The organism is Methylobacterium oxalidis (genome assembly GCF_007992195.1).
GTDB classification, from domain to species: domain Bacteria; phylum Pseudomonadota; class Alphaproteobacteria; order Rhizobiales; family Beijerinckiaceae; genus Methylobacterium; species Methylobacterium oxalidis.
Window position 1 is genome coordinate 1 of record NZ_BJZU01000005.1, and the last position, 24,835, is coordinate 24,835.

25 protein-coding genes are annotated in these 24,835 nt (G+C 72.3%); 13 read left to right on the forward strand and 12 right to left on the reverse strand.

Going from position 1 to position 24,835, the window contains the following annotated elements; all coding sequences use genetic code 11:
* Window positions 1-1,279, reverse strand: a 1,279-nt coding sequence (locus MOX02_RS02760; protein WP_174804870.1) for a DNA translocase FtsK 4TM domain-containing protein, incomplete at its 3' end; no start/stop codon positions are given.
* 188 nt (window positions 1,280-1,467) lie between these two features.
* On the opposite strand from MOX02_RS02760, the gene mtnA reads away from it, so the two are divergent.
* Entirely contained in the window at window positions 1,468-2,565 is a 1,098-nt protein-coding gene (mtnA, locus tag MOX02_RS02765; protein ID WP_147024202.1) for an S-methyl-5-thioribose-1-phosphate isomerase, read from the forward strand.
* Window positions 2,566-2,599: 34 nt separating this feature from the next.
* Here the strand turns inward: mtnA and MOX02_RS32910 are convergent, their stop codons facing one another.
* The 7 genes from MOX02_RS32910 to MOX02_RS02800 all read right to left on the reverse strand — a co-directional run bounded on the left by MOX02_RS32910 (window position 2,600) and on the right by MOX02_RS02800 (window position 6,978).
* Window positions 2,600-2,779: a hypothetical protein gene (locus MOX02_RS32910; RefSeq protein ID WP_147024203.1), complete on the reverse strand. Its 180-nt coding sequence runs from the start codon at window positions 2,777-2,779 to the stop codon at window positions 2,600-2,602.
* Window positions 2,780-2,810: 31 nt separating this feature from the next.
* Window positions 2,811-2,987: a recombinase family protein gene (locus MOX02_RS32915; protein WP_147024204.1), complete on the reverse strand. Its 177-nt coding sequence runs from the start codon at window positions 2,985-2,987 to the stop codon at window positions 2,811-2,813.
* Window positions 2,988-3,075: 88 nt separating this feature from the next.
* Window positions 3,076-4,065 carry a MaoC family dehydratase gene (locus tag MOX02_RS02780; RefSeq protein WP_147024205.1) on the reverse strand — a complete coding sequence of 330 codons (990 nt, stop codon included), beginning with the start codon at window positions 4,063-4,065 and terminating at the stop codon, window positions 3,076-3,078.
* Window positions 4,066-4,084: 19 nt separating this feature from the next.
* The gene (gene ychF / locus MOX02_RS02785) at window positions 4,085-5,182 is read right to left on the reverse strand and encodes a redox-regulated ATPase YchF (protein ID WP_147024206.1); all 1,098 of its coding nucleotides are present in this window, start codon (window positions 5,180-5,182) and stop codon (window positions 4,085-4,087) included.
* A 13-nt stretch (window positions 5,183-5,195) separates the two neighbouring features.
* Window positions 5,196-5,363, reverse strand: coding sequence for a PIN domain-containing protein (locus tag MOX02_RS02790; protein WP_147024207.1), 168 nt, complete (start codon window positions 5,361-5,363; stop codon window positions 5,196-5,198).
* A gap of 219 nt (window positions 5,364-5,582) precedes the next feature.
* A complete protein-coding gene (gene pth / locus MOX02_RS02795; protein ID WP_147024208.1) occupies window positions 5,583-6,191 on the reverse strand; it encodes an aminoacyl-tRNA hydrolase in 609 nt (202 codons plus the stop codon).
* A gap of 103 nt (window positions 6,192-6,294) precedes the next feature.
* Window positions 6,295-6,978: a 50S ribosomal protein L25/general stress protein Ctc gene (locus tag MOX02_RS02800; protein WP_147024209.1), complete on the reverse strand. Its 684-nt coding sequence runs from the start codon at window positions 6,976-6,978 to the stop codon at window positions 6,295-6,297.
* Window positions 6,979-7,396: 418 nt separating this feature from the next.
* Here MOX02_RS02800 and MOX02_RS02805 point away from each other — a divergent pair, with 418 nt between their 5' ends.
* Together MOX02_RS02805 and MOX02_RS02810 are read left to right on the forward strand one after the other, a co-directional pair.
* Window positions 7,397-9,394, forward strand: a complete 1,998-nt coding sequence (locus MOX02_RS02805; protein ID WP_147024210.1) for a methyl-accepting chemotaxis protein — start codon at window positions 7,397-7,399, stop codon at window positions 9,392-9,394.
* A 120-nt stretch (window positions 9,395-9,514) separates the two neighbouring features.
* Window positions 9,515-11,017: a phosphomannomutase/phosphoglucomutase gene (locus MOX02_RS02810; RefSeq protein WP_147024211.1), complete on the forward strand. Its 1,503-nt coding sequence runs from the start codon at window positions 9,515-9,517 to the stop codon at window positions 11,015-11,017.
* Between the two features lie 44 nt (window positions 11,018-11,061).
* On the opposite strand, the gene MOX02_RS02815 is transcribed toward MOX02_RS02810, so the two are convergent.
* The 3 genes from MOX02_RS02815 to MOX02_RS02825 form a co-directional block, all read right to left on the reverse strand.
* A complete protein-coding gene (locus MOX02_RS02815; RefSeq protein WP_147024212.1) occupies window positions 11,062-11,718 on the reverse strand; it encodes a TadE/TadG family type IV pilus assembly protein in 657 nt (218 codons plus the stop codon).
* Entirely contained in the window at window positions 11,715-12,395 is a 681-nt protein-coding gene (locus MOX02_RS02820; protein ID WP_147024213.1) for a TadE/TadG family type IV pilus assembly protein, read from the reverse strand. The genes MOX02_RS02815 and MOX02_RS02820 overlap by 4 nt, the downstream gene beginning before the upstream one ends.
* Window positions 12,396-12,515: 120 nt before the next feature.
* Window positions 12,516-12,962 (reverse strand): pilus assembly protein N-terminal domain-containing protein, encoded by a 447-nt coding sequence (locus tag MOX02_RS02825; RefSeq protein WP_244948424.1) that lies wholly within the window; start codon window positions 12,960-12,962, stop codon window positions 12,516-12,518.
* A gap of 486 nt (window positions 12,963-13,448) precedes the next feature.
* Between MOX02_RS02825 and MOX02_RS02830 the strand changes: the two genes are divergently transcribed.
* From MOX02_RS02830 to MOX02_RS02870, 9 genes are all read left to right on the forward strand, one after another.
* Window positions 13,449-13,619: a Flp family type IVb pilin gene (locus tag MOX02_RS02830; protein ID WP_147024215.1), complete on the forward strand. Its 171-nt coding sequence runs from the start codon at window positions 13,449-13,451 to the stop codon at window positions 13,617-13,619.
* A 148-nt stretch (window positions 13,620-13,767) separates the two neighbouring features.
* Window positions 13,768-14,286 carry an A24 family peptidase gene (locus MOX02_RS02835; protein ID WP_147024216.1) on the forward strand — a complete coding sequence of 173 codons (519 nt, stop codon included), beginning with the start codon at window positions 13,768-13,770 and terminating at the stop codon, window positions 14,284-14,286.
* Between the two features lie 143 nt (window positions 14,287-14,429).
* Entirely contained in the window at window positions 14,430-15,224 is a 795-nt protein-coding gene (gene cpaB, locus MOX02_RS02840; RefSeq protein ID WP_147024217.1) for a Flp pilus assembly protein CpaB, read from the forward strand.
* Window positions 15,225-15,262: 38 nt separating this feature from the next.
* Window positions 15,263-16,756 (forward strand): type II and III secretion system protein family protein, encoded by a 1,494-nt coding sequence (locus MOX02_RS02845; RefSeq protein WP_147024218.1) that lies wholly within the window; start codon window positions 15,263-15,265, stop codon window positions 16,754-16,756.
* A gap of 78 nt (window positions 16,757-16,834) precedes the next feature.
* Window positions 16,835-17,572, forward strand: a complete 738-nt coding sequence (locus tag MOX02_RS02850) for a CpaD family pilus assembly protein (RefSeq protein WP_147024219.1) — start codon at window positions 16,835-16,837, stop codon at window positions 17,570-17,572.
* A 91-nt stretch (window positions 17,573-17,663) separates the two neighbouring features.
* Window positions 17,664-18,920, forward strand: a complete 1,257-nt coding sequence (locus MOX02_RS02855) for a CpaE/TadZ family protein (RefSeq protein WP_147024220.1) — start codon at window positions 17,664-17,666, stop codon at window positions 18,918-18,920.
* Window positions 18,921-18,970: 50 nt separating this feature from the next.
* Window positions 18,971-20,404: a TadA family conjugal transfer-associated ATPase gene (locus MOX02_RS02860; RefSeq protein WP_147024221.1), complete on the forward strand. Its 1,434-nt coding sequence runs from the start codon at window positions 18,971-18,973 to the stop codon at window positions 20,402-20,404.
* Window positions 20,404-21,375 carry a type II secretion system F family protein gene (locus MOX02_RS02865; RefSeq protein ID WP_147024222.1) on the forward strand — a complete coding sequence of 324 codons (972 nt, stop codon included), beginning with the start codon at window positions 20,404-20,406 and terminating at the stop codon, window positions 21,373-21,375. The genes MOX02_RS02860 and MOX02_RS02865 overlap by 1 nt, the downstream gene beginning before the upstream one ends.
* 18 nt (window positions 21,376-21,393) lie before the next feature.
* A complete protein-coding gene (locus tag MOX02_RS02870; protein ID WP_147024223.1) occupies window positions 21,394-22,356 on the forward strand; it encodes a type II secretion system F family protein in 963 nt (320 codons plus the stop codon).
* A gap of 109 nt (window positions 22,357-22,465) precedes the next feature.
* On the opposite strand, the gene MOX02_RS02875 is transcribed toward MOX02_RS02870, so the two are convergent.
* On the reverse strand, window positions 22,466-23,326 hold the full coding sequence (locus MOX02_RS02875; RefSeq protein WP_147024224.1) for a tetratricopeptide repeat protein: 861 nt from the start codon (window positions 23,324-23,326) through the stop codon (window positions 22,466-22,468).
* A 102-nt stretch (window positions 23,327-23,428) separates the two neighbouring features.
* On the opposite strand from MOX02_RS02875, the gene MOX02_RS02880 reads away from it, so the two are divergent.
* Entirely contained in the window at window positions 23,429-24,820 is a 1,392-nt protein-coding gene (locus MOX02_RS02880) for a leucyl aminopeptidase family protein (protein WP_147024225.1), read from the forward strand.
* The last annotated feature ends 15 nt before the right edge of the window (window positions 24,821-24,835 follow it).

A 24,835-nucleotide genomic window follows, 5' to 3' on the forward strand; every position in this document is an offset into this window, starting at 1 on the left:
CGCCGAGCGTCGCCTCGAGCAGCGTGGCGTTCTGCTCCAGCGCGTCCGCCGAGACGAGGCTCGCGGCTGAAGGCCCGCGCGGCTCGGCCAGCAGCTCGAGCGCCGGGTGCTCGTAATCCTCCGGGTCCATCGCGGGCGGCGGGGGCGGCCGGCGGGCCGGGATCGGCGCCGCGGCGGGGGCCGAGACGCGCGAGCGCGGCGGCTCCTCCGCGGCGGGTGCGGGCACGGGCGCGCGCGCCGGGGGCCGGTTGTCGGCCTCCTCGTCGAGGTCGTCGTGGAGCGGCTCGCTCGGGCCGGCCGGGCGCCGGACCGGGCGCGGCTCCTCGTCGAAGACGGGCTCGCGGCGGCCGGTGGCGGGCGAGGCGGGAAGCTGCGGCGCGGGGAGGTGCGAGGCCGGAAGATGCGTGGCCCATGGGGCTTCGTCCGCCTCGAAGGCGCGGCGCGCGGCGAGGTTCGGCGAGGCGCCCGCGTAGGCGAGGCCGTCGGTGCCGGCCGGCTCGCGGCTGCGCCACGCGTCGAGGCGCGCCCCGAGGGCGGCGCGGCCCTGCATGACGGCCTGCGCCACGGCGCCGAGGGAGACGATGCCGAGGCTCGGCTCGTCCGAATCGTGCCGGCTCTCGGAGCGGCTGTCCGGGCGGCCGGGCAGCGCGCGCCGCGCCGGCTCGCGCGCGGGCATGTAGGGGGCGTCGTCCTCCTCGCCCTCCTCCGCGCCCGCCCCGGCGCGGCAGGCGCCGGTGAGGCTGAGGATGGCGATGCCGGCGTAGACGAAGCCGACCAGCGCCGCGCCCGGCCCCGAGATCGCCCCGAGGATGGTGCGGGCGGCCGACATCAGCGCGTCGCCCGTGACGCCGCCGAGGCCGGTCGGCAGCGGCCAGCGGGCGGTGGGCGGCAGGGCGCTCGCCACCGCGCTCGCCGCGCAGAAGCCGATGATCCAGAGCGCGATCCGCAGGCCGCCCTTCGGCAGGTCGCGGGTCCGCATCAGGCGCAGGCCCCAGAGGGCCGGCGGCAGCGCGAAGGCCAGCGCGCCGAGGCCGAGGAGCTGCATGGCGAGGTCCGAGACCACGGCCCCGGGGGCGCCCAGCACGTTGTGGGCGCGCTGGTCGGTGGCGTGGTTGAGGCTCGGGTCGTCGATCGACCACGTCGCCAGCGCCACCGTCAGGGCGACGGCGCCGCCGAACAGCAGGAAGCCGCCGAGCTCCGTCATCCGCCGTGCCAGGAACGGCCGCAGCGTGTCGACGAAGGTGTCGTAGGGCGATGCGGAGCGGCGAAGCGAGCGCATGCGGGACCGGGCACAGAGAGGGAACGCTAGGCCCGACGCTACGGCCATTCCGTTAACGGCCATTTAAGGTTGAAGAAGCCTCACCGCGTGCCGGTTCAAGGGCTTATGCGGGCAGGCGCCGGGCCGGGACCCCGTGCCGCTCTCGGGCACGGGTGCAATCGGCGCCCGGATGTGCGAGACCGTGGCGCATGAAGATCGACGGCAAGCCCTACCGCACCATCTGGCCCGGGACGGACGGCGTCAGCGTCAGCGTGATCGACCAGACCCGCCTGCCCTTCGCCTTCGAGGTGAGGCGGCTCGCCACCCTCGCGGAGGCCGCCGAGGCGATCCGCGTCATGGTGGTGCGCGGCGCGCCGCTGATCGGCGTCACCGCCGCCTACGGTCTGGCGCTCGCCATGCGCGAGGACGCCTCGAATGACGGCATCGACCGCGCCGTGGTGACGCTCGCGGCCACGCGGCCGACCGCGATCAACCTGCGCTGGGCGCTCGACCGGGTCTCGGCGAACCTCCGCCAGGTCCAGGCGCCGGAGCGCTTCGCCCACGCCTTCGCGGAGGCCGGCCGCATCGCCGAGGAGGACGTGGCGAGCTGCCACGCCATCGGCAGCCACGGCGCCCGCCTGCTCGCGGACCGGGCGAAGGCGTTGGGCCGCCCGATCAACGTGCTGACCCACTGCAACGCGGGCTGGCTCGCCACCGTCGACTGGGGCACGGCGCTCGCCCCGATCTACGTGGCGCACAACGCGGGCGTGCCGCTGCACGTCTTCGTGGACGAGACGCGGCCCCGCAACCAGGGTGCGGCGCTCACCGCCTTCGAGCTGAACGCCCACGGCGTGCCCCACACCGTCATCGCCGACAACGCGGGCGGCCACCTGATGCAGCACGGGGGCGTCGACGTCTGCATCGTCGGCTCGGACCGCACGACGGCGAGCGGTGACGTCTGCAACAAGATCGGCACCTACCTGAAGGCGCTGGCCGCCCACGACAACGGCGTGCCCTTCTACGCGGCCCTGCCCTTCTCGACGATCGACTGGACGCTCTCGGACGGCGTCGCCGAGATCCCGATCGAGGAGCGCGACGGGCGCGAGGTCAGCCACCTCACCGGCCGCTTGGCCGACGGCGGCTTCGCCACCGTGGAGGTGGTCTCGCCCGGCAGCCCCGTGGCGAACCCCGCCTTCGACGTGACCCCGGCCCGCCTCGTCACCGGCATCATCACCGAGCGGGGCGTGGCCGAGCCGAGCGCGGAGGGGCTGCTGGCGCTCTACCCGGAGCGGCGCAAGGCGGCGTGAGGCAAACGGGCTCCGGCCGAGGCCCAGCCACGCCTCACCGTCCGTGTCCGCCGAATCGTGCGGCGATGGCCGTCACGAACGCCTCGGCCTGATCGGCCGCCCACAGCGCCGCCGTTCCGTCGGGCCGCTCCCCGGAATAGTCCCCGAGCAGGCGCATGTCGTGAACCTTGGACAGCGCGCGGCCGAGCCGGTCGGGCAGTGTGCCGGTCAGCACCAGCTCCCGACCGAAGGCGCCGATCAGGCCGCTATGCGTCTTGTAGACGGCTCCCGGCCCGAAGCCGGTCGAGCTGGCGGCGACCGGCGCGCGCGGCGGACGCGGTCTCGTGGAACACCGTCTCGCAGCCGGCAGCCTTGAGCGCGCCGAGCTGAGCGTCAAGCGTCCGCTCCTGCTGCGAGGCACGGGCGTAGCCGTAGATCGTCATGTCCGAAGCTTAAGCCCGCGCCACCACTGTCGAAAGAGATTTTCGCATAACCGGGCCGGCGGGTGGATCCGCGATCTCCGCGTCCGCCTCACGGCTCCCACTGCCAGAACACCATCCCGGTGAAGGCGAACACCTCGGTGCCGTGCTGGTTGCGGGCGGTGTTGCGGATCGTGGCGAGGCCCCAGCCGGGGCGGCTGGCGGAAGCGCGCTTGTCGGTCAGCGTCGTGGCGTAGGTCAGGGTGTCGCCCGCGTAGACGGGGGCGAGCCAGCGCAGGTCGCGGAAGCCGGGCGAGGGACCGAATTGCGGCACCGGGCCCCGCTGCGCCGTGAAGGCGGCGTCGCGGGCGGTGGTCGCGAGCATCCGCTTCATCCACACGGCGGCGGTGTGCCAGCCCGAGGCGCAGAGCGCGCCGAAATGGGTGTGGCGGGCGGCCTCGGGATCGGTGTGGAAGGCTTGCGGGTCGTAGGCGCGGGCGAAGGCGACGATGGCCTCCGCCGTGAACAGGTGCGGGCCGAGGTGCCGCGGCACGCCGAGCTCGGCCGCACCGAGGAACGGCAGGATCTCGGCGTCCCCGGGCTCCGCGGCCGGCTCCGGCCGGGAGAGGACCACCGCGCGCGGCGGCAGCGGCTGGGCGCCCCGCCGGGCGAAGATCACCGTGAAGGTCTGCGTCATCACGGTCTCGTCGCGCTGGTTCAGGACGCGCAGGGCGAAGCGCACGAAGCCGCGGTCCGGCCGCGAGCCCGAACGCCGGCAATCCTCCACCCGCACGACGGCCCGGATCGCGTCGCCCGGCAGCACCGGCTTCACCCAGCCGAGCGCATTGATCCCCGGCGAGCCCATCGAGGTGGCGCCCCGGAAGGCGCTCGCGTGGAGGAGCCGCATGCCGAGGGAGGCGGTGTGCCAGCCGGAGGCGATCAGCGTGCCGACGAAGCTGCGGGCGGCCGCCGCCTCGTCCACGTGGAAGGGCTGCGGGTCGAACTCCCTCGCGAAGGCGATCATGTCCTCGCGCGTGACCGTGAGCCACGGGCTCTCGATCTCCTGCCCCGTCGAGAAATCCTCGAAGCGGATCTCGGGCATCGCCGCGCCGGCCTCCGTCTCAGTTCGCGAAGCGGAAGTGCAGCACGTCGCCGTCCTGCACCACGTAGTCCTTGCCCTCGAGGCGCAGCTTGCCCGCGTCGCGGGCGCCCGCCTCCCCCTTCAGCGCCGTGTAGTCCGGGTAGGCGATGGTCTCGGCGCGGATGAAGCCCTTCTCGAAATCCGTGTGGATCACCCCCGCCGCCGCGGGCGCCCGGGTGCCCCTGGTGATGGTCCAGGCGCGGGCCTCCTTCGGGCCCACCGTGAAGTAGGTGATGAGGCCGAGGAGGTCGTAGCCCGCGCGGATCACCCGGTTGAGGCCGGGCTCGGTCAGGCCCACCGCCTCCAGGAACTCGGCCTGGTCGGCCTGCGGCATCACCGCGATCTCGCTCTCGATCTTGGCCGAGACCACCACCGCCACGGCTCCTTCCGCCTTGGCGCGGGCCATCACGGCGTCGGAATGCGCGTTGCCCGTGTCGGCGTCGGCCTCGTCGACGTTGCAGACGTAGAGGACGGGCTTGGCGGTCATCAGGCCGAGCTGCTGGAACAGGCGCTCCTCCTCGGGCTTGCGCTCGACCATGCGGGCGGGCTTGCCGTCGCGCAGGAGGGGCAGCGCCCGGTTGACGAGGTCGAGGAACTCCTTCGCCTCCTTGTCGGAGCCCTTGGCCTTCTTCTCCAGCGCCACGACGCGCTTCTCCAGGCTCTCGAGGTCGGCGAGCATCAGCTCGGTCTCGATCGTCTCGATGTCGGCCGCCGGGTCGACCTTGCCCTCGACGTGGGTGACGTCGCCGTCCTCGAAGCAGCGCACCACGTGGGCGATGGCGTCGACCTCGCGGATGTTGGCCAGGAACTGGTTGCCGAGCCCCTCGCCCTTCGAGGCGCCGCGCACGAGGCCGGCGATGTCCACGAAGGTGAGGCGCGTCGGGATGATCTCCTTCGAGGCGGCGATGGCGGAGAGCGCGTCGAGGCGGCCGTCCGGCACCGCCACCTCGCCGACATTCGGCTCGATCGTGCAGAACGGGTAGTTCGCCGCCTGGGCGGCCGCCGTCTGCGTCAGCGCGTTGAAGAGGGTCGACTTGCCGACGTTCGGCAGGCCGACGATGCCGCATTTGAAGCCCATGGGTCGAGGTCCGTCAGGTGAGCGCCAGGGTGGCGCGGGCGTGGGGTGTGAAGGGGCCGACGACCGTCAGCGTCTCGACGACCTGACCGTCGTTCAGATCCTCGGAAACGACGTGCTCGCAGCGCGCCTGCAGGGCGGAGGCGACGGCGACGCAGTCCCACCCTGCGAGCCGGTGGCGCATCTCGATGACCTCGCCGCGCGGTGCGTCCGCGGGTCGAGCGGCGCCGTGCAGAACGGGTGAAAAACCGACAGGTACCGGGCGACCTCCGTGGGCGGCGCGAATCGGCGCTCGCGGCCGAGCACCCTGTAGCACGCGTCAAGGATCTGCGGGCTCACCACGAGACGGCCGCGCGATATCGCCGGCCTCCGCAGGCCGATATCGTGTCCCCGTGTTTTCGTGTCAATTGCGGGCGCCCACGGTCTTCACCTCGCCCCAGCCGCGGCCCTCCATGGCGAGGTGGACCTTGTTCTGGAAGCTCGCGTCCTCGCCCGCGGCGAGCAGGGGCGCGTGGTCGGCCACCGCCCGGCAGAGGTCCTCGACCCAGGGCTCCTCGGCCTTGCCGAAATCGTTGAGCACGTAGGCGTGGACGAGCGCCTTGTCGCCGGGGTGGCCGATGCCGAGGCGCACGCGCCGGTAGTCGTTGCCGCACTGCGCCGTGATCGAGCGCAGGCCGTTGTGGCCGGCATTGCCGCCGCCGAGCTTCACCCGCAGCTTGGCGGGGGCGAGGTCGAGCTCGTCGTGGAGCACGATCACGTCGCCGAGCGCGATCTTGTAGAAGCGCTGCGCCTCGGCGACCGCGCGGCCCGACTCGTTCATGAAGGTCTGGGGCTTGAGCAGGATGGCGCGCTCGGAGCCGAGCACCGCCTCGGCCGCCTCGCCCTGGAACCGGCGCCGGAACGGGCTCGCCCGGTGCTGGCGGGCGATCTCGTCGAGCGCCAGGAAGCCGATGTTGTGGCGGTTCCTCGCGTAGCGCGGGCCGGGATTTCCGAGGCCGACGATGAGGCGCATCGCTGCGGTCTCCCAATTCGCGTCTCTCCAGACGCGCGAACGCCCCGGCCTCGCGGCCGGGGCATCCGTGCACGGACGTCGAGGGGCCTCGCGGCCCCGGGGCTCACGCCTCCGGCTTCTCGCCCTCGGCCTCGCCGGCCTCCTCCGCCTTGTCCTCGGCGGACTCGGCCGACTGCGCCTCGGCGATCGCGGCCTCCTCGGCCTCGACCTCGGCGCCGAGCACCGTCGGCGGCACGATGTTGGCCACCGTGTCGGTCGCCTCGCCGGTGTAGGTCACGCCGGAGGGCAGCTTCACGTCGGAGACGTGGATCACGTCGCCGATGTCGCGGCCGGTCAGGTCGATCTCGATCGCGTCGGGGATCTGGTCGGGGGCGACATCGAGGGCCAGCGTGTGCGCCACGATGTTGAGGGTGCCGCCGCGCTGCTTGATGCCCGGCGCCTTGTCGTCGTTGAGGAAGTGCACGGGCACCTCGACGGTGACGGTCTGGCCGGCCACGACGCGCAGGAAGTCCACGTGCATCGGCACGCCCGTCACCGGGTCGAGCTGGAAGTCGCGCGGGATCACGCGGGTCTTGCGGCCGCCGGCGGCGATCTCGAACACGGTGGTCTTGAAGCCGCCCGCGTAGATCAGGGTGCGGGTGCGGATGAGGTCGACGGCGATGGCCTGCGGGGCCTGGCCTCCGCCGTAGATGACGGCGGGAATCTGGCCCTGGCGACGAACGGCCCGGGCGGCCCCCTTGCCGACCCGGTCGCGTGCCACGGCCTCAAGCGGCTTGACTGCGCTCATGGCGTGATCCTTCAAACTTCGATGATCGAGCCGGGGAAACGACAAAGGCCGTCCGAACGGACGGCCCGAGGGAACCCCGACGCGCCCCTGCCTCCAAGGGTGTCTTAGGGACGCGCGCCGCTCATACAGGGGACGGCCCACCATTGCAACGCCGGGGGGCTCCCCCCTTCGCGTGTGCCGGAGCCGGGAGGCGGCCAGCCGGCAGGCAGCCGGGAGGCGACCAGCCGGCAGGTCGAATTTTGCGGGCTGTCCTCCCGATGCGTGGAGGAAAGAACAGATTTCTCGCCCCGTTGCGGCTCCGGACAAACGTTTCGTTAACCAACGTTGAAACGCGCCCGTGACAAGGTCTCAGTCGAGCTCCGTGCACCGAAAAACCGGTTCGCGTGCAATCGAGATTCGACTGAAGGAAGAGGCGAACATGAAGGCAGGAATCCGGACGCGCCTCTACGGAGGGTTCGGCGTACTCGTGCTGCTCTCCGCGGCGCTCGGCGGCATCGGCTACTATGAATCCGATGTCCTCAGCGAGCAGTACGACGACATGCTTCGCCTGAGCACGGATGCGACCGCGCTCGCCGGCGTCAACCGCTACGCCGACCGCCTCAGCGGCCAGGCCGAGCAGCTCCGCGCCACGCAGCGGGCGGAGAGCGCCGCGGCGATGCAGGAGGCGGCCGCCCGGATGGGCGAGATCAGCGCGGATCTCGCGGCCCGGACCCAGTCCGACGAGCGGCGCGCCCTGTACCGGACCATCTCCGAGACGGCCGAATCCCTGAAGCCGGACGCGATCCGCCTCGGCAGCCTGGGCGGCACGGTCCGCGACGGCCGCGCGCGGCTGTTCAGCGGCGGCGACACCCTGACCAAGGCGATGAACGCGCTCCTGGCCGAGGTCCGGGCGGGCGGCAGCGAGGCGGAGGGCGCCTCCGCCGCCGCCCTCGAGAGCGCCGTGCTGCTGGTGCGGGTCTCGAACTGGCGCTTCCTCGCGACCCAGGACCCGAAGGGGCCGGCGACCTTCGCGACGAACGTCGCCAGGGCGGAGGCGGCGATCGGCGCCCTCGCCGCCCTCGACCGGGGCGGGCGGCACGCCGGCGCCGTCGGCGCCGTCCGGACCGCTCTGGGCGGCTACCGCGACGATTTCCGCGCCACCTCCGACGCGATGATCGCGAGCGCGGCGCTGTTCGAGACGGCCATCGCGCCCAAGCTCGCGCGGATCGGCACCAGCGGCGCCGACGCCGCGGCGTCGATGGAGCGGTCCCTCAAGGCCCTCCGGGCGGAGACCGACGGCGCGGTCGCCCAGGCGCGCCTGATCCAGGCGGGCCTGGGCGGGCTCGTGGTCGCCCTCGGCCTCCTGCTGGCCGCGCTGATCGCCCGCGGCATCATCCGCCCGGTGCGCGGCATGACCGGCGCGATGAGCCAGCTCGCGGCCGGCCGGCTCGACGTCGTGGTGCCCTCGCGGGACGCGGCGGACGAGCTCGGCCAGATGGCCCGCGCCGTGGAGGTGTTCCGCGAGAACGCCGCAGTCCGGGCCGAGATGGAGACCCGCGCCGCCGCGGACCTCGCCGCCCGCGAGCACCGCCTCGCCCGGCGCGACCGGCTGCTGCGGGACTTCGAGCAGGACGTGAGCGGGTCGCTGCGGATCGTCACCTCGGCGGCGACCGAGCTCGACGCGACCGCCCACGCGATGACCGGCGTGGCGCAGGACACCAACCAGCGCGCCGTGGCCTCCAGCGCGGCGGCCGAGCAGACCTCGACGAACGTGCAGACGGTGGCGGCGGCGACCGAGGAGATGGTGGCCTCGCTGAGCGAGATCGAGCGCAGCGTCGCCCGCTCCGCCGAGGTCGCCGGCGCCGCCCTGCGGGAGGCCGACGCCACGAGCGCCTCCATCGACGCGCTGACCCGGGCGGCCGAGGAGATCGGCACGGCGGTGACCATGATCTCCGCCATCGCCGCGCAGACGAACCTGCTGGCGCTCAACGCCACGATCGAGGCGGCGCGGGCCGGCGAGGCGGGGCGCGGCTTCGCGGTGGTGGCGGCGGAAGTGAAGGAACTGGCCTCCCAGACGAGCCGCGCCACCGACGAGATCGGCGGCAAGATCGCGGCGATCCAGGCCGCCTCGGGCAGCGCGGCCGCCGCGATCCGCCAGATCGGCCGCACCATCGTGTCGGTCAACGAGATCTCCGGCACCATCGCCGAGACCATCGTGGAGCAGACCGCCGCCACGCACGAGATCGCCCGGAACGTCGGCGAGGCGGCGCGCGGGACGCGCGACGTCTCCGGCAACATCGCCCGGGTCTCGGCCTCCGCGAGCGAGACCGGCAGCGCCGCCGCCCAGGTCCTCGGCTCGGCCCAGGACCTCTCGGCCCAGTCGCTGCAGCTGAAGCAGCAGGTCGACACCTTCCTGGCCGAGATCCGCGCCGCCTGAGCGCGGCCTCGCCGACGACGCGCCGCGGGAGGCCGACCGGCCCCCGCGGCGCAGCTTTTCCTTTCCCCGGCCTTCGGCTATGCCCCTCCCCATCCCTTCCATCGCCGTCGAGGGCCCGCGATGTTTCCCAAGCCGCACGCTTCGCTCACGCCCAACACCTTCGCGTTCGAGCAGCTGCCCCTCGTGAAGCCGACCGGCTTCCGCGAGTACGACGCGCGCTGGCTCTTCCCGAAGGAGATCAACCTGATGGGGGTGCAGGCGCTGGGGCTCGGCATCGGCACCCTGGTCCACGAGATGGGCGTGCGGCCTGACATCGTGACGGGCCACGATTTCCGCTCCTACTCCTCCTCCATCAAGCTCGCCCTGATCGCCGGCATGATGGCGGCGGGCCTGCGGGTGAAGGATGTCGGCCTCGCGCTCTCGCCGATGGCCTATTTCGGCCAGTTCGCCCTCGACTGCCCCTGCGTGGCGATGGTGACCGCCTCGCACAACGACAACGGCTGGACCGGCGTGAAGATGGGCGCCAACCGGCCGATGACCTTCGGCCCCGAGGAGATGGGCCGCCTCAAGGAGATCGTCCTCGGCGGCACCTACCGCTACCGGGACGGGGGCAATTACGAGTTCGTCGAGGGCTTCGCCGAGACCTACCTGGCGGACCTGAAGTCCCGCGCCAAGCCGATCTCGCGCAAGCTCAAGGTGGTGGCCGCCTGCGGCAACGGCACGGCCGGCGCCTTCGCGCCCAAGCTCCTGGAGAGCCTCGGCGTCGAGGTGGTGCCCCTCGACGTCGATCCGGACTACACCTTCCCGCGCTACAACCCGAACCCCGAAGACCTGGAGATGCTCCACGCCATCGCCGCCAAGGTGAAGGAGACGGGCGCCGATGTCGGCCTCGGCTTCGACGGCGACGGCGACCGCTGCGGCGTGGTCGACAACGAGGGCGAGGAGATCTTCGCCGACAAGATCGGCGTGATGCTCGCCCGCGACCTCTCGAAGCTGCATCCGGGCGCGACCTTCGTCGTCGACGTGAAGTCGACCGGCCTCTACAACACCGACCCGGAGCTGCAGGCCCAGGCCGTGAAGGCCGATTACTGGAAGACCGGCCACTCCTACATCAAGCGCCGCGTCAACGAGCTCGGCGCGCTGGCCGGCTTCGAGAAGTCCGGCCACTTCTTCTTCAACGAGCCGATCGGCCGCGGCTACGACGACGGCCTCCTCACCGCCATCGCGGTGCTCGAGATGCTCGACCGCAACCCCGGAACCTCGATGGCCGACCTCTACCGGGCCCTGCCGAAGACCTGGGGTTCGCCGACCATGTCGCCGCACTGCGACGACGAGGTGAAGTACGGCGTCGTCGACAAGGTGACGGCCCGCTTCAAGGCCATGAAGGAGGCCGGCGAGACGGTGGCGGGGGCCAGGATCACCGATCTCGTCACCGTCAACGGCGTGCGCGTCTCCACCGAGGACGGCACCTGGGGCCTCGTGCGCGCCTCCTCGAACAAGCCCGAGCTCGTCGTCGTGGTGGAGAGCCCGGTCTCGGAGGAGCGCCTGCGCGCCATGTTCAAGGCGGTGGACGGCGTGCTCCGCGAGAACCCGGAGGTCGGAGCCTACAACCAATCATTGTAGGACGGCCCGGCCCGGCCGGCGCGGCATCCGCCGCGCGCTGTGGATCAGGTCGGGATCTCGGCCTGGCAGGCGGCGCCCTGGGGCAGGATGACCTCGTCCTCCGTGCGCTGCGGCCAGGCGATCACCTCCTGGAACTTGCTCGTCAGGGACACGCCGGTGAAGCGCAGGAGCGTCGTGGCGAGCATCGGCGTGAAGTCGCCCGACACCTCCGCCAGGATGTAGCGGTTCTGGAGCGCGGCGGTACCGCTGATGAACTTCTCCTTGAACGTGTCCGGGAAGGTGTTCCCGTGGCTCTTGTCCGCCGCGATGATGTCCTTGACCTTGCGCGTGCCGGTGCCCTTGTTGCTGGACGTGGCGCAGACCATGGCCACGTAGGCATTGTCCTTCTTGTAGACGCCAATGGTGCTGATCTGCGCCACGATGCTGGCGCTGTCGAAGGGACGTGCCACGAGGTTGGCCGCCTCGTAGATCGGCCTCATGTCCGGGGGCGAGCCGCGGCCGGTCAGGTCGGCGATGGTGCGCGCGTACTGCGCGAGGCTCCGCTTGGCCTGGATGCCGCGGCCGACCTCGGCGAGACCGATGTAGATCGCCAGCATGAAGGGCAGGAGCAGCGCGAACTCCACCGCGATCGCGCCGCCGCGCGCCCGGGCGAGCGCCGTGCAGGGGCGCAGGATGCGGCGGATGCGGACGATGCGTGTCATGTGCAGGGATCGGTATTGAGCGGCTCGATCCGGAAGGCGGCCGCCGCCTGGATGACACGCCGTCCGCTCGCCAGGAGCGTGGCCGGGGCGTAGAGCTGCGAGAGGAAGACGGGATACTCGACGGCCGCCTGCACCACCATGATCTCGTTGGCACGGCCGCAGGCGTACTGCTTGCCGAAGGTCGGGCTCCAGACGCGCTTCTTGCCGGTTGGATCGGCCGTCGTGGGGTCGGCGGCCGAGCTCGCGAAGTTCGAGGCGCTGAGCACGTTCACCTTGACGTTGTTGCAGTCGAACATGGTCGGGGCCGGCTTGCCTCCGTTCTGGCACAGGGCCACCCTCAGGTTATCGATCGCCGTCGGAGAATCCGCGGCCTTGTTGCCGGGCTTGCTCTGGAAATCGCCCGTGTAGATCTGCCGGCTCGCGTTCGCGAGCTGCGCGCTCAGATCCTGGCTGACGAGGATGGTCACGCCCACCTCGATCATCGCGAACAGGAGCGCGAGGAAGGGCAGGATGAGGAGGGCGAACTCCACCGCGATCGCCCCCCTCTGCGCCTGCCCGAAGCCGGCGAGGCGAGCCCGCAGGCTGAGGGCGATCCGGGCGGCCGCGCGCGCCGCGAGTGCGGCGGGCGGGGCGGCGTGCGGGAGGGGCCGACCGGTCGGTGGGTTGGGAAGGGACATGGCTCTGTCCGGACGCGGGAGCGAGACCGCTCGACGCGACCGAAATTACCGATCAAGAATTGCCGAAGCGTTGCGGCATTCGCCGAGTGCGTGTGGGCTGCCGCCCGCGGCGGCCGGGCCTCAGCGATCGGTCGCGAGCTTGCGCCGGTTCTCGGCCTGCTGCGACACCTCGCCGAAATACTTGAGCGAGTCGCCGAGCTGCATCGAGGGCTGGCAGTTGGGCGTGCACGAGTACGATTCGCGATCGAGCCCCCGCTGCACGGTGATGACCGCGGTCTGGGGCGCCTCCACGCGGATCTGCGACTCGGCGAGCATCGCGCCGGCGGCGTCGAGGGCGATGAGGTTCGTGGAGCCGTAGCTCTTGCCCGTCAGCACGACGACGCCGTTCTTCTGGAGCGTCACGTCGGCGATGATCGGGTTGCCGACGACCACGGTCTGGGTCCGCTCCGGCAGCCGCATCACCTTCGCGTTGTCGACGAGGACCGTGATCACCGCCGCGTCGCTCTCGGCCCGGGCCGGCAGGGCGAGGAGGATCAGTGCGAGGGCGCAGGGGAGCGCGGTCCGCATCGACGGAAGGCTGGTTCGGCTGCGCATCGGACGGTGACTCGGGGCGCGCGCCCCGAGCCGGCCGCCCGGGCCGGGCCGCCGAGCGGGCGGGGCCGCTGACAGTACCGAGGAAACATCGGAATGGTGAAGGAACCGCTAAGGGATGCCGGCGACGGCCTCGGCGCGTCCAGCCCTCTCCTTCGCGGCAGGCGGCGGAGCCTGAGTTGCCGAAAGTGCGGGCCATCAGGACCGGCGGCCCGGAGGAGCGCAATACAAGGTCTCGCAAATCAATCGCAGATTGTAGAGACGCGCGATCAGATGCCGGATTGGCGGCTTCGCAGTCACCCTTCTTTCACCATGCCCGATGACCGGCCGCGACGGGGCTGATTTCAGACCGGATTTAACGCAATCGCAAGGCGCATCGGCCAATCTCCGTCCTGCCGCCGATCGAGAGAAGAGATCTTCGACGGCTCACCGCTCAGTCGTTGAATCTGGGGATCACAGACCATGAAGAACGTCTTCAATCGCTTCGCCGCCGACGAGTCCGGCGCCACCGCCATCGAGTACGGCATGATCGCCGCCCTCGTCGCCGTCGTCATCATCACCGCTCTGCAGACCCTCGGCACGAAGCTCACCAAGACCTTCACCGCCGTCTCGAACCAGCTCGTCGCGAACTGATCGAGCCGCATCGGCGCATCGGCCGGAAGCGGCGTGGCGCGACGCGCCCGCCGTCTCCGGCCGCCCGCACTCCCGGGCCGGCGCGAGGCCGCCGGATCCCCCGGATCCTCAACGCAGCGCCTCGGCCGGACGACAAGGCAAACCCGCGATGGCGACCCACCTGGCAACCCTCGGCCTGCTCGTCGTCTTCCCGTTCTTCATGGCGTACGCCGCGGCGAACGACCTGCTGACCATGCTGATCCCGAACCGGATCTCGCTGGGCCTCGTCGCCGCCTTCGCCCTCGTGGCCGCCACCGGCATCATGAGCTGGGCCGAGATCGGCCAGCACGTGGGCGCGGGCCTCCTCGTCCTCACCGTCACCTTCACGCTGTTCGCGCTCGGCAAGATCGGCGGCGGCGACGCCAAGCTCGCGGCCGCCACCGCGCTGTGGCTCGGCTTCGACCAGCTCGCCGACTATCTCCTGATCGCCGGCGTCGCGGGGGGCGTCCTGACCCTCGGGCTGCTGGCCGCGCGCGCCCATCCCCTGCCCTACCCGATCGCCCGGCTGCCCTTCGCGCTGCATCTCCACGACGCGAAGACCGGCGTCCCCTACGGCATTGCGCTGGCCTTCGCCGCGCTGATCGTCGTGCCCGACACCGTGCTCTGGGCCCGCGCGCTCGCCGGCTGATCCCGGCCGGGACGCCGTGTGCCGTTCGGGGTCGCGTCGCGACCCGGGGCCGGTCACCTCTCCTTAACCGTAATTTGACGATTTCGGGCCCAATCTGATCCGGACAGACGGCGCTCCCGCCGTCGCCCTCTTCCGGCCCGACGATGAAACCAGCCCGGCTCGCCGTCCTCGCCATCGCCCTCGTCGCGGGCGGCGGGGCCGCGTACATGATGAGCGGAGACGAGCCGCCGCCGGCGCCCGTCGCCCAGGCCGAGGCGCCGCCCCCGATGCCCACCGCCGAGGTGCTGGTCGCGGCGGCCGAGCTCCCGCTCGGCCAGACCCTCCAGCCCGCGGACCTGCGCTGGCAGAGGTGGCCGCAGGACGCGGTGGCGGCGGGCTACATCACCCGCAGCGCCTCGCCCAAGGGCATCGAGGAGACGGCGGGCTCCGTCCTGCGCGCCGGCTTCCTGCCCGGCGAGCCGATCCGCGAGCAGAAGCTCGCCAAGGCCGGCAGCGGCTTCATGTCCTCGATCCTGCCCCCGGGGCTGCGCGCGGTGGCGATCGTCACCGACAGCCGCGGCTCGAACTCGGCGGGCGGCTTCATCCTGCCCAACGACTACGTCGACGTGATCCGCACCTTCCGCGACGAGGATGCCTCCCGCGGCGGCGGCGAGGTGCAGCGCTCCGAGATCCTCCTGCAGGACATCCGGGTCCTGGCCGTCGGCCAGCTCATCCAGGAGAAGAACGGCACCAACGTCGTCACCGGCGAGACCGCCACCCTCGCGCTGACGCCGAGCCAGGCCGAGACGATCACCCTCGCCCAGAAGGTCGGCGCGCTCTCGCTGGCCCTGCGCAGCCTCGCCGATTCCGGGCGCGGCGCCGAGCCCGAGGCGAAGCCCCAGGCCGATGCCGGCCTCACCGTCGTGCGCTTCGGCGTCTCGCGCCAGCAGGGCAAGTGACCGCGATGCCGCGCTCCGTCAGAACCGAGGTTTCCGCGATGACGCCGTCCCGCCGCCTCAGGGCAGCCCTGGTCCTCGCCGGCCTCGTCGCCGGCCTCGTCGGGCCGGCAGGCGCCTCGGCGCAGGGCCGCCCGGACCCGGGCCTCGGGGCCGCGCCCGTCCTGACCGTCGGCGCCGCCGAGGCCTCGGCCTCGCGCAAGCTCGAGCTGACCGCCGGGCGCTCCATGATCGTCGACCTGCCGCGGGACGCCAAGGAGGTGTTCGTGGCCAATCCCAAGGTCGCGAACGCGGTCGTGCGCTCCACCCGCAAGGTCTTCGTGATCGGCATCGAGAACGGCACCACCTCGATCTTCATCCTCGACGCGGCGGGCGCCCAGATCGCCGCGCTCGACGTGACGGTGGCGCGCGACCTCAACCTCAGCATCCTGCGCCAGACGCTCGCCCAGAGCATCCCCGGCGGCCGCTTCGACATCCGCTCGAACGGCGATTCGGTGCTCCTGTCGGGCATGGTCGGCTCCGCCTCGGAGGCGGCGCAGGCCATCGACATCGCCAACGCCTTCGTCGGCGTGGCGGGCACCGGCGCCGGCACCAGCCGGGGCACGGTGATCAACAACCTGACGATCCGCAACAAGGACCAGGTGATGCTGCGCGTCACCGTGGTCGAGGTCTCCCGCACGGTGCTGAAGCAGTTTGGCATCAACCTCAACGGCTCGTGGTCGAACCTCAACCTCGTCAACGCGACGCCGCTCTCCCTCTCGGGCGGCCAGTTCCCCACGGGCAACCTCGCCTCGGCGACCATCAACGGCAGCGGCGGCGCGAGCCTCACGGCGACGCTGCGCGCCTTCGAGCAGGCCGGCGTCTCCCGGGTGCTCGCCGAGCCGACGCTCACCGCGATCTCGGGCGAGGCCGCGAAGTTCACGGCGGGCGGCGAGATCCCGGTCCCGTCGAGCCAGAGCTGCACCCCGAGCACCATCCTCGGCGGCCAGCCCACCTGCGTCGTCGGCATCGCGTTCAAGAAGTACGGCGTCAGCCTCAACTTCACGCCGGTGGTGCTCGCCGAGAACCGCATCTCGATCCGCGTCGGCACCGAGGTCAGCGAGATCGACCCGCAGAACTCCTACACCTTCACGAGCGGCAACTCGACGACCGCCGTGCCGGGCCTGACGGTGCGCAACTCCGAGACGACGGTGGAGCTCGCCTCCGGCGCCACGATGATGACCGCCGGCCTGATCCAGCAGAAGAACAAGGCGGCGATCAGCGGCCTGCCCGGCCTCCTCAACCTGCCGATCCTCGGCGCCCTGTTCCGCTCCCGCGACTACCAGCGCCAGGAGACGGAGCTGATGATCATGGTCACCCCCTTCATCGCCAAGGCCATGGAGCCCCGCCAGGTCTCGCGGCCGGACGACGGCTTCGTCGACGCGCAGGACGGGCAGGCGGTCCTGCTCGGGCGCATCAACCGGCTCTACGGCGTCGCCGGCGCCGCCCCGCTCGGCGCCGGCTACCGGGGCCGCGTCGGCTTCATCACCGACTGAGGCCGCAACCCCACCGATCCCGGCCGCACGCGGCCAACGGGCCGAACCCCCGGGCCGACCACAGGACCTGCGCGAACGATGACGCTGCCCGCCCTTCCCCGCACGCCGCTAGCCCTCGCCGCGGTGACGGCGCTCGCCGCCCTCCTCGGGGCCTGCCGCGCCGAGCGCGTGACCACGACCGGCTCCCTCGCGCCGGTCGACTACCGGGCCCGGCACCCGATCGCCCTCGCGGACGGGACCCGCAGCCTCGACATCTTCCCGACCGGCACCGGCCATCTCGACCCGCGCCAGGCCGCCGACCTCGACGCCTTCCTGCTGGAATTCCGGCGCTACGGGCGCGGGCGCCTCGTCGTCGACCTGCCCCGCGGCGTCTCCCCCGCGGTGGGCGCGGCGGTCGAGCGCACGGCGGCGGCGATCCGGCGCGTCGGGGCGGAGGGCGGCGTCCCGCCCGATTCCGTCGCGGTGACGGGCTACGCGGTCGCGGCCCCCCGGCTCGCCGCGCCGATCCGCCTCAGCTTCCAGCGGATGGAGGCCCGGGTGACGAGCCAGTGCGGGCTGTGGCCGCGCGACCTCGGCGTGAGCGACCCGGCCTACAATCTCAGCAACGAGCCGAGCTGGAATCTCGGCTGCGCCACGCAGTCGAACCTCGCCGCCAGCGTCGCCGACCCGATCGACCTCGTGCGCGGGCGGCCCGAGGGCCGCATCGACACGCCGCGCCGCGTCAAGGACATCACCGACCTGCGCGACGGCAAGGATCCGTCAACCACATGGCGGCAGGATGGACAGGCCAGCGTGAAGTCGCAGGTCGGCAACTGAGCGCGCCCCGCGGCGCGCCCGGGCACCGAGAGGGCCCGAGCCGACCGCGAGCGCACCCGCACCATCAGGACTTCGGAGCCGGAACACCGCCATGTCGGACCACGCCGAGACGCCAGAGCGCATCATCGCCCCGGTGCCGCGGATCACGCTCCAGGCCTTCTGCGAGACGGCCGAGACCGCCGCGCTGATCGAGAGCGTGGGCGGCGACCGGCGCATGCAGAAGGCCCACGTCAAGGTCCAGATGGGCGGCGGCCCCGCCGCCGTCGAGGCCTACCGGCAGGCGCCGACGCCCAACGTCATCCTGATCGAGACGCAGGGCGCGAAGTCGAAGCCGCTGGAGTGCCTCGACGCCCTCGCCGAGGTCTGCGACCCCGGCACCAAGGTCCTGGTGATCGGGCACGTCAACGACGTGCTGCTCTACCGCCAGTTCATCCAGCGCGGGGTGAGCGACTACCTGATGGCGCCGGTCGACCCGCTGAGCCTCATCGCCGCGGTCTCGGACCTGTTCTCGGCGCCGGGGGTCAAGCCGGTGGGGCGCACCATCGCGGTGTTCGGCGCCAAGGGCGGCATCGGCGCCTCGACGGTCGCCCACAACCTCGCCTGGTCGATCGCCCGCGGCCAGGGCACCCAGACCGTCATCGCCGACCTCGACATCGCCTACGGCACCGCGAGCCTCAACTTCAACCAGGATCCGCCCCAGGGCATCGCCGAGGCGGTGTTCGCGCCCGAGCGCCTGGACGCCGCCCTCGTCGAGCGCCTGCTCTCGAAGTGCAGCGACAACCTCTCCCTGCTCTCCGCCCCCGCGAGCCTCGACCGGACCATCGACCTCGCCGAGACCGCCTTCGACGGGCTGATCGACCACCTGCGCGCGGCGGTGCCCTGCATCGTGCTCGACGTGCCCCACCTCTGGTCGGCGTGGTCGCGGCGGATGCTGGTGGCCGCCGACGAGATCCTGATCGTGGCCGGGCCCGACCTCGCCTCGCTGCGCAACGCCAAGAACCTCGTCGCGAGCCTGCGCAACGGCCGCCCGAACGACCGCGGCCCGCGCGTCGTGCTCAACGGCGTCGGCATGCCCAAGCGACCCGAGATCGGCGCGGCGGAGTTCGCCAAGGCCCTGGAGACGCCGCTCTTCGCGAGCATCCCGTTCGAGCCGGCCCTGTTCGGCGCGGCCGCCAACAACGGCCAGATGGTCGCCGAGGTGCAGCCTGGCTCGAAGGCGGCCGAGATCTTCGCCGACCTCGCGGCCGCCATCCTCGGCCGGCCCGAGGTGCGGCGCGGGCGCGCCGGCCTGCTCGAGCCGCTCCTGGAGCCGATCCGCGCCAAGCTCGCGCGCCGCAAGGCGTCCTGAGGGGGCCCGCGTGAGCCTTTCCGCCGCCAGAGAAGACGGGGACGCGTCCCATGTTCGGTAGACGGCAGGGCGCCGCCGCCGCTCCGACCGCCGCGCCGGCGCCGGCGAGGGCGGCCCCGCTCCAAGTGCCGGAGCCCGCGGCCCCGCGCCGGCCGGACCCCCCGGCCGCGCCCGCCCCCGAGGCCCAGCGCTCCGAGGATTACTACCGCACGAAGAGCATGATCTTCGGCGCGCTGATCGAGGCGATCGACCTCGCCCAGCTCGCCCGCCTCGACGCGGAGACCGCCCGCGAGGAGATCCGCGACATCGTCTCGGAGATCATCGGGCTCAAGAACATCGTCCTGTCGATCGCCGAGCAGGAGGAGCTGCTCGACGACATCTGCAACGACGTGCTCGGCTACGGGCCGCTGGAGCCGCTGCTCGCCCGCGACGACATCGCCGACATCATGGTCAACGGCGCCAGCCGCACCTTCATCGAAGTGAGCGGCAAGATCCAGCTCACGAATGTCCGCTTCCGCGACAACCAGCAATTGATGAACATCTGCCAGCGCATCGTGAGCCAGGTCGGCCGGCGCGTGGACGAGGCCTCGCCGATCTGCGATGCGCGCCTGCCGGACGGCTCGCGGGTCAACGTGATCGCGCCGCCGCTGGCCATCGACGGGCCGGCCCTCACGATCCGCAAGTTCAAGAAGGACAAGCTCACCCTCGACCAGCTCGTGCGCTTCGGCGCGATCTCGCCCGAGGGCGCGCAGATCCTCAAGATCATCGGCAAGGTCCGCTGCAACATCGTCATCTCGGGCGGCACGGGTTCGGGCAAGACGACGCTGCTCAACTGCCTCACCGCCTTCATCGAGCACGACGAGCGCGTGATCACCTGCGAGGACGCGGCGGAGCTGCAGTTGCAGCAGCCCCACGTGGTGCGGCTCGAGACCCGGCCCCCCAACATGGAGGGCCAGGGCCAGGTCACCATGCGCGACCTCGTGAAGAACTGCCTGCGCATGCGGCCCGAGCGGATCATCGTCGGCGAGGTGCGCGGCCCGGAGGCGTTCGACCTCCTCCAGGCCATGAACACCGGCCACGACGGCTCGATGGGGACGCTGCACGCCAACTCCCCGCGCGAGTGCCTCTCGCGCATCGAGTCGATGATCACGATGGGCGGCTTCTCCCTGCCCGCCCGGACCCTGCGCGAGATGATCTGCGGCTCGGTCGACGTGATCATCCAGGCGACCCGCCTGCGCGACGGCTCGCGGCGCATCACGCACATCACCGAGGTCCTCGGGATGGAGGGCGACGTCATCACGACGCAGGACCTCTTCCTCTACGAGATCCTGGGCGAGGACGCGAACGGCAAGCTGATCGGCCGCCACCGCTCGACCGGGATCGGGCGCCCGAAATTCTGGGAGCGCGCCCGCTACTACGGCGAGGAGCGCGCCCTCGCGGCGGCGCTCGACGCCGCCGCCGACCAAGCCGGGCCCGCCGCCTGATGGGCGCCGTCAACCTTCCGGTCGCGGCCGGCCTCGCCGCCCTCGCGGCGGGCGCCGTCGCCTACGCGGTCATCCTGCCGCTGTTCAGCGGCGAGCGGCGCGCCGCCCAGCGCCTGAAGACAGTCTCGGCCTCCGCCTCGGCGGCGGCCACCCGCGGCGTCGCGGTCAACCGCCGCGAGCAGGTGGCCAAGACCCTCGACGACATCGAGGCCAAGGGCCGCGGCACCAAGGTGACGCTCGAGCTCAAGATCGCCCGGGCGGGCCTGAGCTGGAGCAAGCGGACCTACCACACGGTCTCGGCGGTGCTCGGCCTCGTGCTCGGCCTCGTGATCCTGACGATGACCGAGAACCCGGTGGCGGGCTTGGGGGGCGCCTTCGCGGGCGGCATCGGCCTGCCGCTCCTGCTGCTCAAGCACCTGCGCAAGCGCCGCATCAACAAGTTCGTCCTCGAGCTGCCGAACGCCGTCGACGTGGTGGTGCGCGGCATCAAGACCGGCATCCCGGTCAACGACTGCTTCCGCATCGTCTCGCGGGAGGCGGAGGAGCCCGTGCGCAGCGAGTTCCGGCAGATCATCGAGGCGCAGACGATGGGCCTGTCGCTCAGCGAGTCGGTGACGCGCCTCTACGACCGGGTCCCCGTGCCCGAGGTGAACTTCTTCGCGATCGTCATCAACATCCAGCAGCAATCGGGCGGCAACCTCTCGGAGGCGCTCAACAATCTGTCGCGGGTGCTGCGCGAGCGGCGCAAGATGGCCGCCAAGGTCCAGGCGATGAGCATGGAGGCGAAGGCCTCGGGCGGCATCATCGCCTGCCTGCCCTTCCTCGTCGCGGGCATCACCTACATCACCAGCCCCGAGTACATCTCGATGCTGTGGACGACCGACGTCGGCAAGATCGCGCTGGCCGGCAGCGCCGTGTGGATGTCGATGGGCATCTTCACGATGAAGAAGATGATCCATTTCGACTTCTAGCGCGCGCAGGGTCCGGTCATGGTCGAGAACATCGTCGGCAAGCTCACCGACCCGCGCGTCATCGGCGTGGCCCTGACCGGCGTCGCGGTGGCGGCCACGGCCTTCGCGGTGATCCAGCCCCTCCTCGAGCCGGACGTGCTCGCCAAGCGGATGAAGCTCGTCAGCGACGAGCGGGAGCTGATGCGCAAGCGCGAGCGCGAGCGCCTCAACACCAAGGCCACCCTGCGGGTGGAGCCGAAAGCCTACATGAAGCGGGTGGTCGAGCAGTTCGACCTGCACCGCTGGCTCGGCACGGAGACCGCCAAGCGCAAGCTGATGATGGCGGGCTATCGCGGGGTCGGGGCGGAGACCGGGTTCCTGTTCTTCCGCCTCGTCTCGCCGGTCGTGCTGGGCCTGGGCGCGGCCTTCTACCTGTTCGTGCTGGAGGTGCTCGACCAGCCCTTCCTGGTGAGGCTCGGCCTCGTGATCGCCGCCACGCTCCTCGGCATGAAGGCGCCGGAACTCTACCTCGTGAACAAGTCCAAGAAGCGCCAGGCCGAGATCCGCCTCGCCTGGCCGGACGCCCTCGACCTCACCCTGATCTGCGTGGAATCCGGCATGGCGGTGGAGAACGCCTTCCGGCGGGTCAGCACCGAGGTCGCGGCGCAATCCGTGGTGCTCGCCGAGGAGCTCGCCCTGATGACGGCCGAGCTCTCCTACCTGCCGGACCGGCGCATGGCCTACGAGAACCTCGCGTCCCGCGTCGGCCTGGAGGCGGTGAAGTCGGTCAGCACGGCCCTGATCCAGGCCGAGCGCTACGGCACGCCGGTCGGCCAGGCCCTGCGCGTGCTCTCGCAGGAGAGCCGCGATCAGCGCATGAACGAGGCCGAGAAGAAGGCGGCCGCGCTTCCCCCGAAGCTCACCGTGCCGATGATCCTGTTCTTCCTGCCGGTGCTGTTCGTGGTCATCCTGACGCCGGCCCTGATCCAGCTGTTCCGCTGAGGTCGCGCCCGGCGCGGAGGCGGGCCCGGCCGGCTCGGCCCTCCCGCGCCTCGCCGAGGCGCGGCGGACAGAGCGCCCGCGGCGCCGGACGCGCCGGGTCCGAAAGCCTTCAGCCCCGCGGGGCGGGCTTGCGGGGGGCCTGGGCGGATTTCGCGCTGCCGGACTGCGCCAGCATCGTGCGCAGCGCCTGCGTGTTGGCGGCGGCCTCCTCCGGCGTGAGGTCGCGGCGAAGCTCCGCCTCGGCGTCCGGGAAGCGGCCCTTGAGCCCCAGCACGAGGGCGAGGTTCTGGCGCACGCGGGCATCGGCGCCCGGCTGCCCGGCGGCGAGCCGCAGGGTCGTCTCCGCCCGGTCGAGCTGGCGCGAGAGCGCGTAGGACAGGCCGAGATTGGAGAGCACCGCCGGCTCGTTCGGCCGGATCTTGAGGGCGGCCTCGTAGAAGCTCTGGGCGCGGGCGTGGTCGCCGACCTGGTCGGCGACCGACCCTTGCGCCGAGAGAACGCGCCAGTCGGGCTGGGCCGGCGTGTGGGCGTTCTGCAGGACGTCGGCCGCCTCCTCGAAGCGGCCGACCTCCGCGAGGGTCTTGCCGTAGGCGGCGAGCACCGCGACGTTCTTGGGGTTGCGCAGGGCGGCCTGCTGCAGCACCGCCACCGCCTGCGTGCGCTGGCCGACGGCGCGCAGCCCTTGCGCGTAGCGCATGGCGGTGCCGAGGTCGTTCGGGTTCGAGGCGTAGGATTCCCCGAGGACCTCGACCTCCCGCCGCGAGATCGTCCGCTCGGCCCGCGGGGCGCCCCCGAGGCCGAAGGACGGCAGCCCGCCGATCGAGCCGGTGGTCTCGGGCGAGCGCGACTGGCAGCCGGCGGCGAGGAGCCCGAGCAGGATGGCCGCGGCGAGCGGCGCCCGGCGCGCCGGGCCGGGCGGCCGGGCCGTCCCCGCCGAGGCCGCTCGTGCGATCGATCGCGCCGTGATCATGCTAGGCTCCGGACAGGCTCGCGGCCGCGCTTCACGCGCCCGCCCTCCGGGTGATAGACCGTTAACCCTAATCTCCGGTTAAGGCCCCCTCCTCCCGCGCGCATGACGAACTCCGCCCCGCCCGAACTCCTGCCCGCCGGCACGCCCGGCATCCCGGTCCGCTGCGTCGGCACCGCCGACTGGCCCGCCCTGGAGGCCGCCCTCTCCCCGGTCCACCGGGCCTACCTGAAGGCCACGGACTTCGCGCCGAAGGCGGGGCGGCTGGCGCTGCTGCCGGGCGCGGACGGCTCCCTCGCGCGGGTGCTGTTCGGCCTCGGCGAGACCGAGGGGCCGGGGCGCGACCGGCTCGCCGCGGGACGGCTCCCGACGCTGCTGCCGCCGGGCCGCTACCGGCTGGAGGAGGCCGGGATCGACCCGGCCGAGGCGGCGCTCGCGTGGCTCCTCGGCAGCTACCGCTTCGGGCGCTACCGTGCCGCTCCGGGCGAGCGGCCCCGCCTCGTCGCGCCGGAGGGCGCCGACGCCGCCGAGATCGGCCGGATCGCGGCGGCGGTGGCGCACGGGCGCGACCTCATCAACACCCCGGCCAACGACCTCGGGCCCGCCGAGATCGAGGCGGAAGCCCGCGACCTCGCCCGGCGCCACGGGGCCGGAATCGCCGTCGTCGAGGGCGCGGCGCTGGCGCGCGACTTCCCCCTCGTCCAGGCGGTCGGCGCCGCCTCGGTGCGGGCGCCGCGCCTGATCGACCTCGCCTGGGGGCCGGAGGACGCGCCGCGCGTCACCCTGGTGGGCAAGGGCGTCGCCTTCGACACGGGCGGGCTCGACATCAAGCCCTCCGCCGGCATGCTCCTGATGAAGAAGGACATGGGCGGGGCGGCGGCCGCGCTCGCCGCCGCCGACATGGTGATGGGCGCGGGGCTCCGCCTCCGCCTGCGCGTGATCGTTCCGGCGGTCGAGAACGCGGTCTCGGGCGCCGCCTTCCGGCCCGGCGACGTGCTCGCGAGCCGCGCGGGCCTCAGGGTCGAGATCGGCAACACCGACGCGGAGGGGCGCCTGATCCTCGCCGACGCCCTGGCGCTCGCCGACGCGGACGAGCCCGAGATCCTGATCGACTTCGCGACCCTGACGGGCGCCGCCCGCGTCGCCCTCGGGCCGGACCTGCCGGCCTTCTTCACCGAGGACGAGGATCTGGCCGCCGCCGTCGCCGCGGCGGGGCAGGAGGCCGCCGACCCGGTCTGGCGCCTGCCGCTGCACGCGCCCTACGCGAGCCTCCTCGACTCGAAGGTCGCCGACCTCAACAACGTCTCGGGCGGCCCCTTCGCGGGGGCGATCACGGCGGCCCTGTTCCTGCGCCGCTTCGCGCCGCGCACGCGCGCCCACGTCCATTTCGACCTCTACGGCTGGAACCCCTCGGCCAAGGCGGGCCGGCCCGAGGGCGGCGAGGTCCAGACCGCGCGCCTCGTCTACGGCCTCCTGAAGAGCCGCTACGGGCGGTGACGGCGGGGCCCCGAC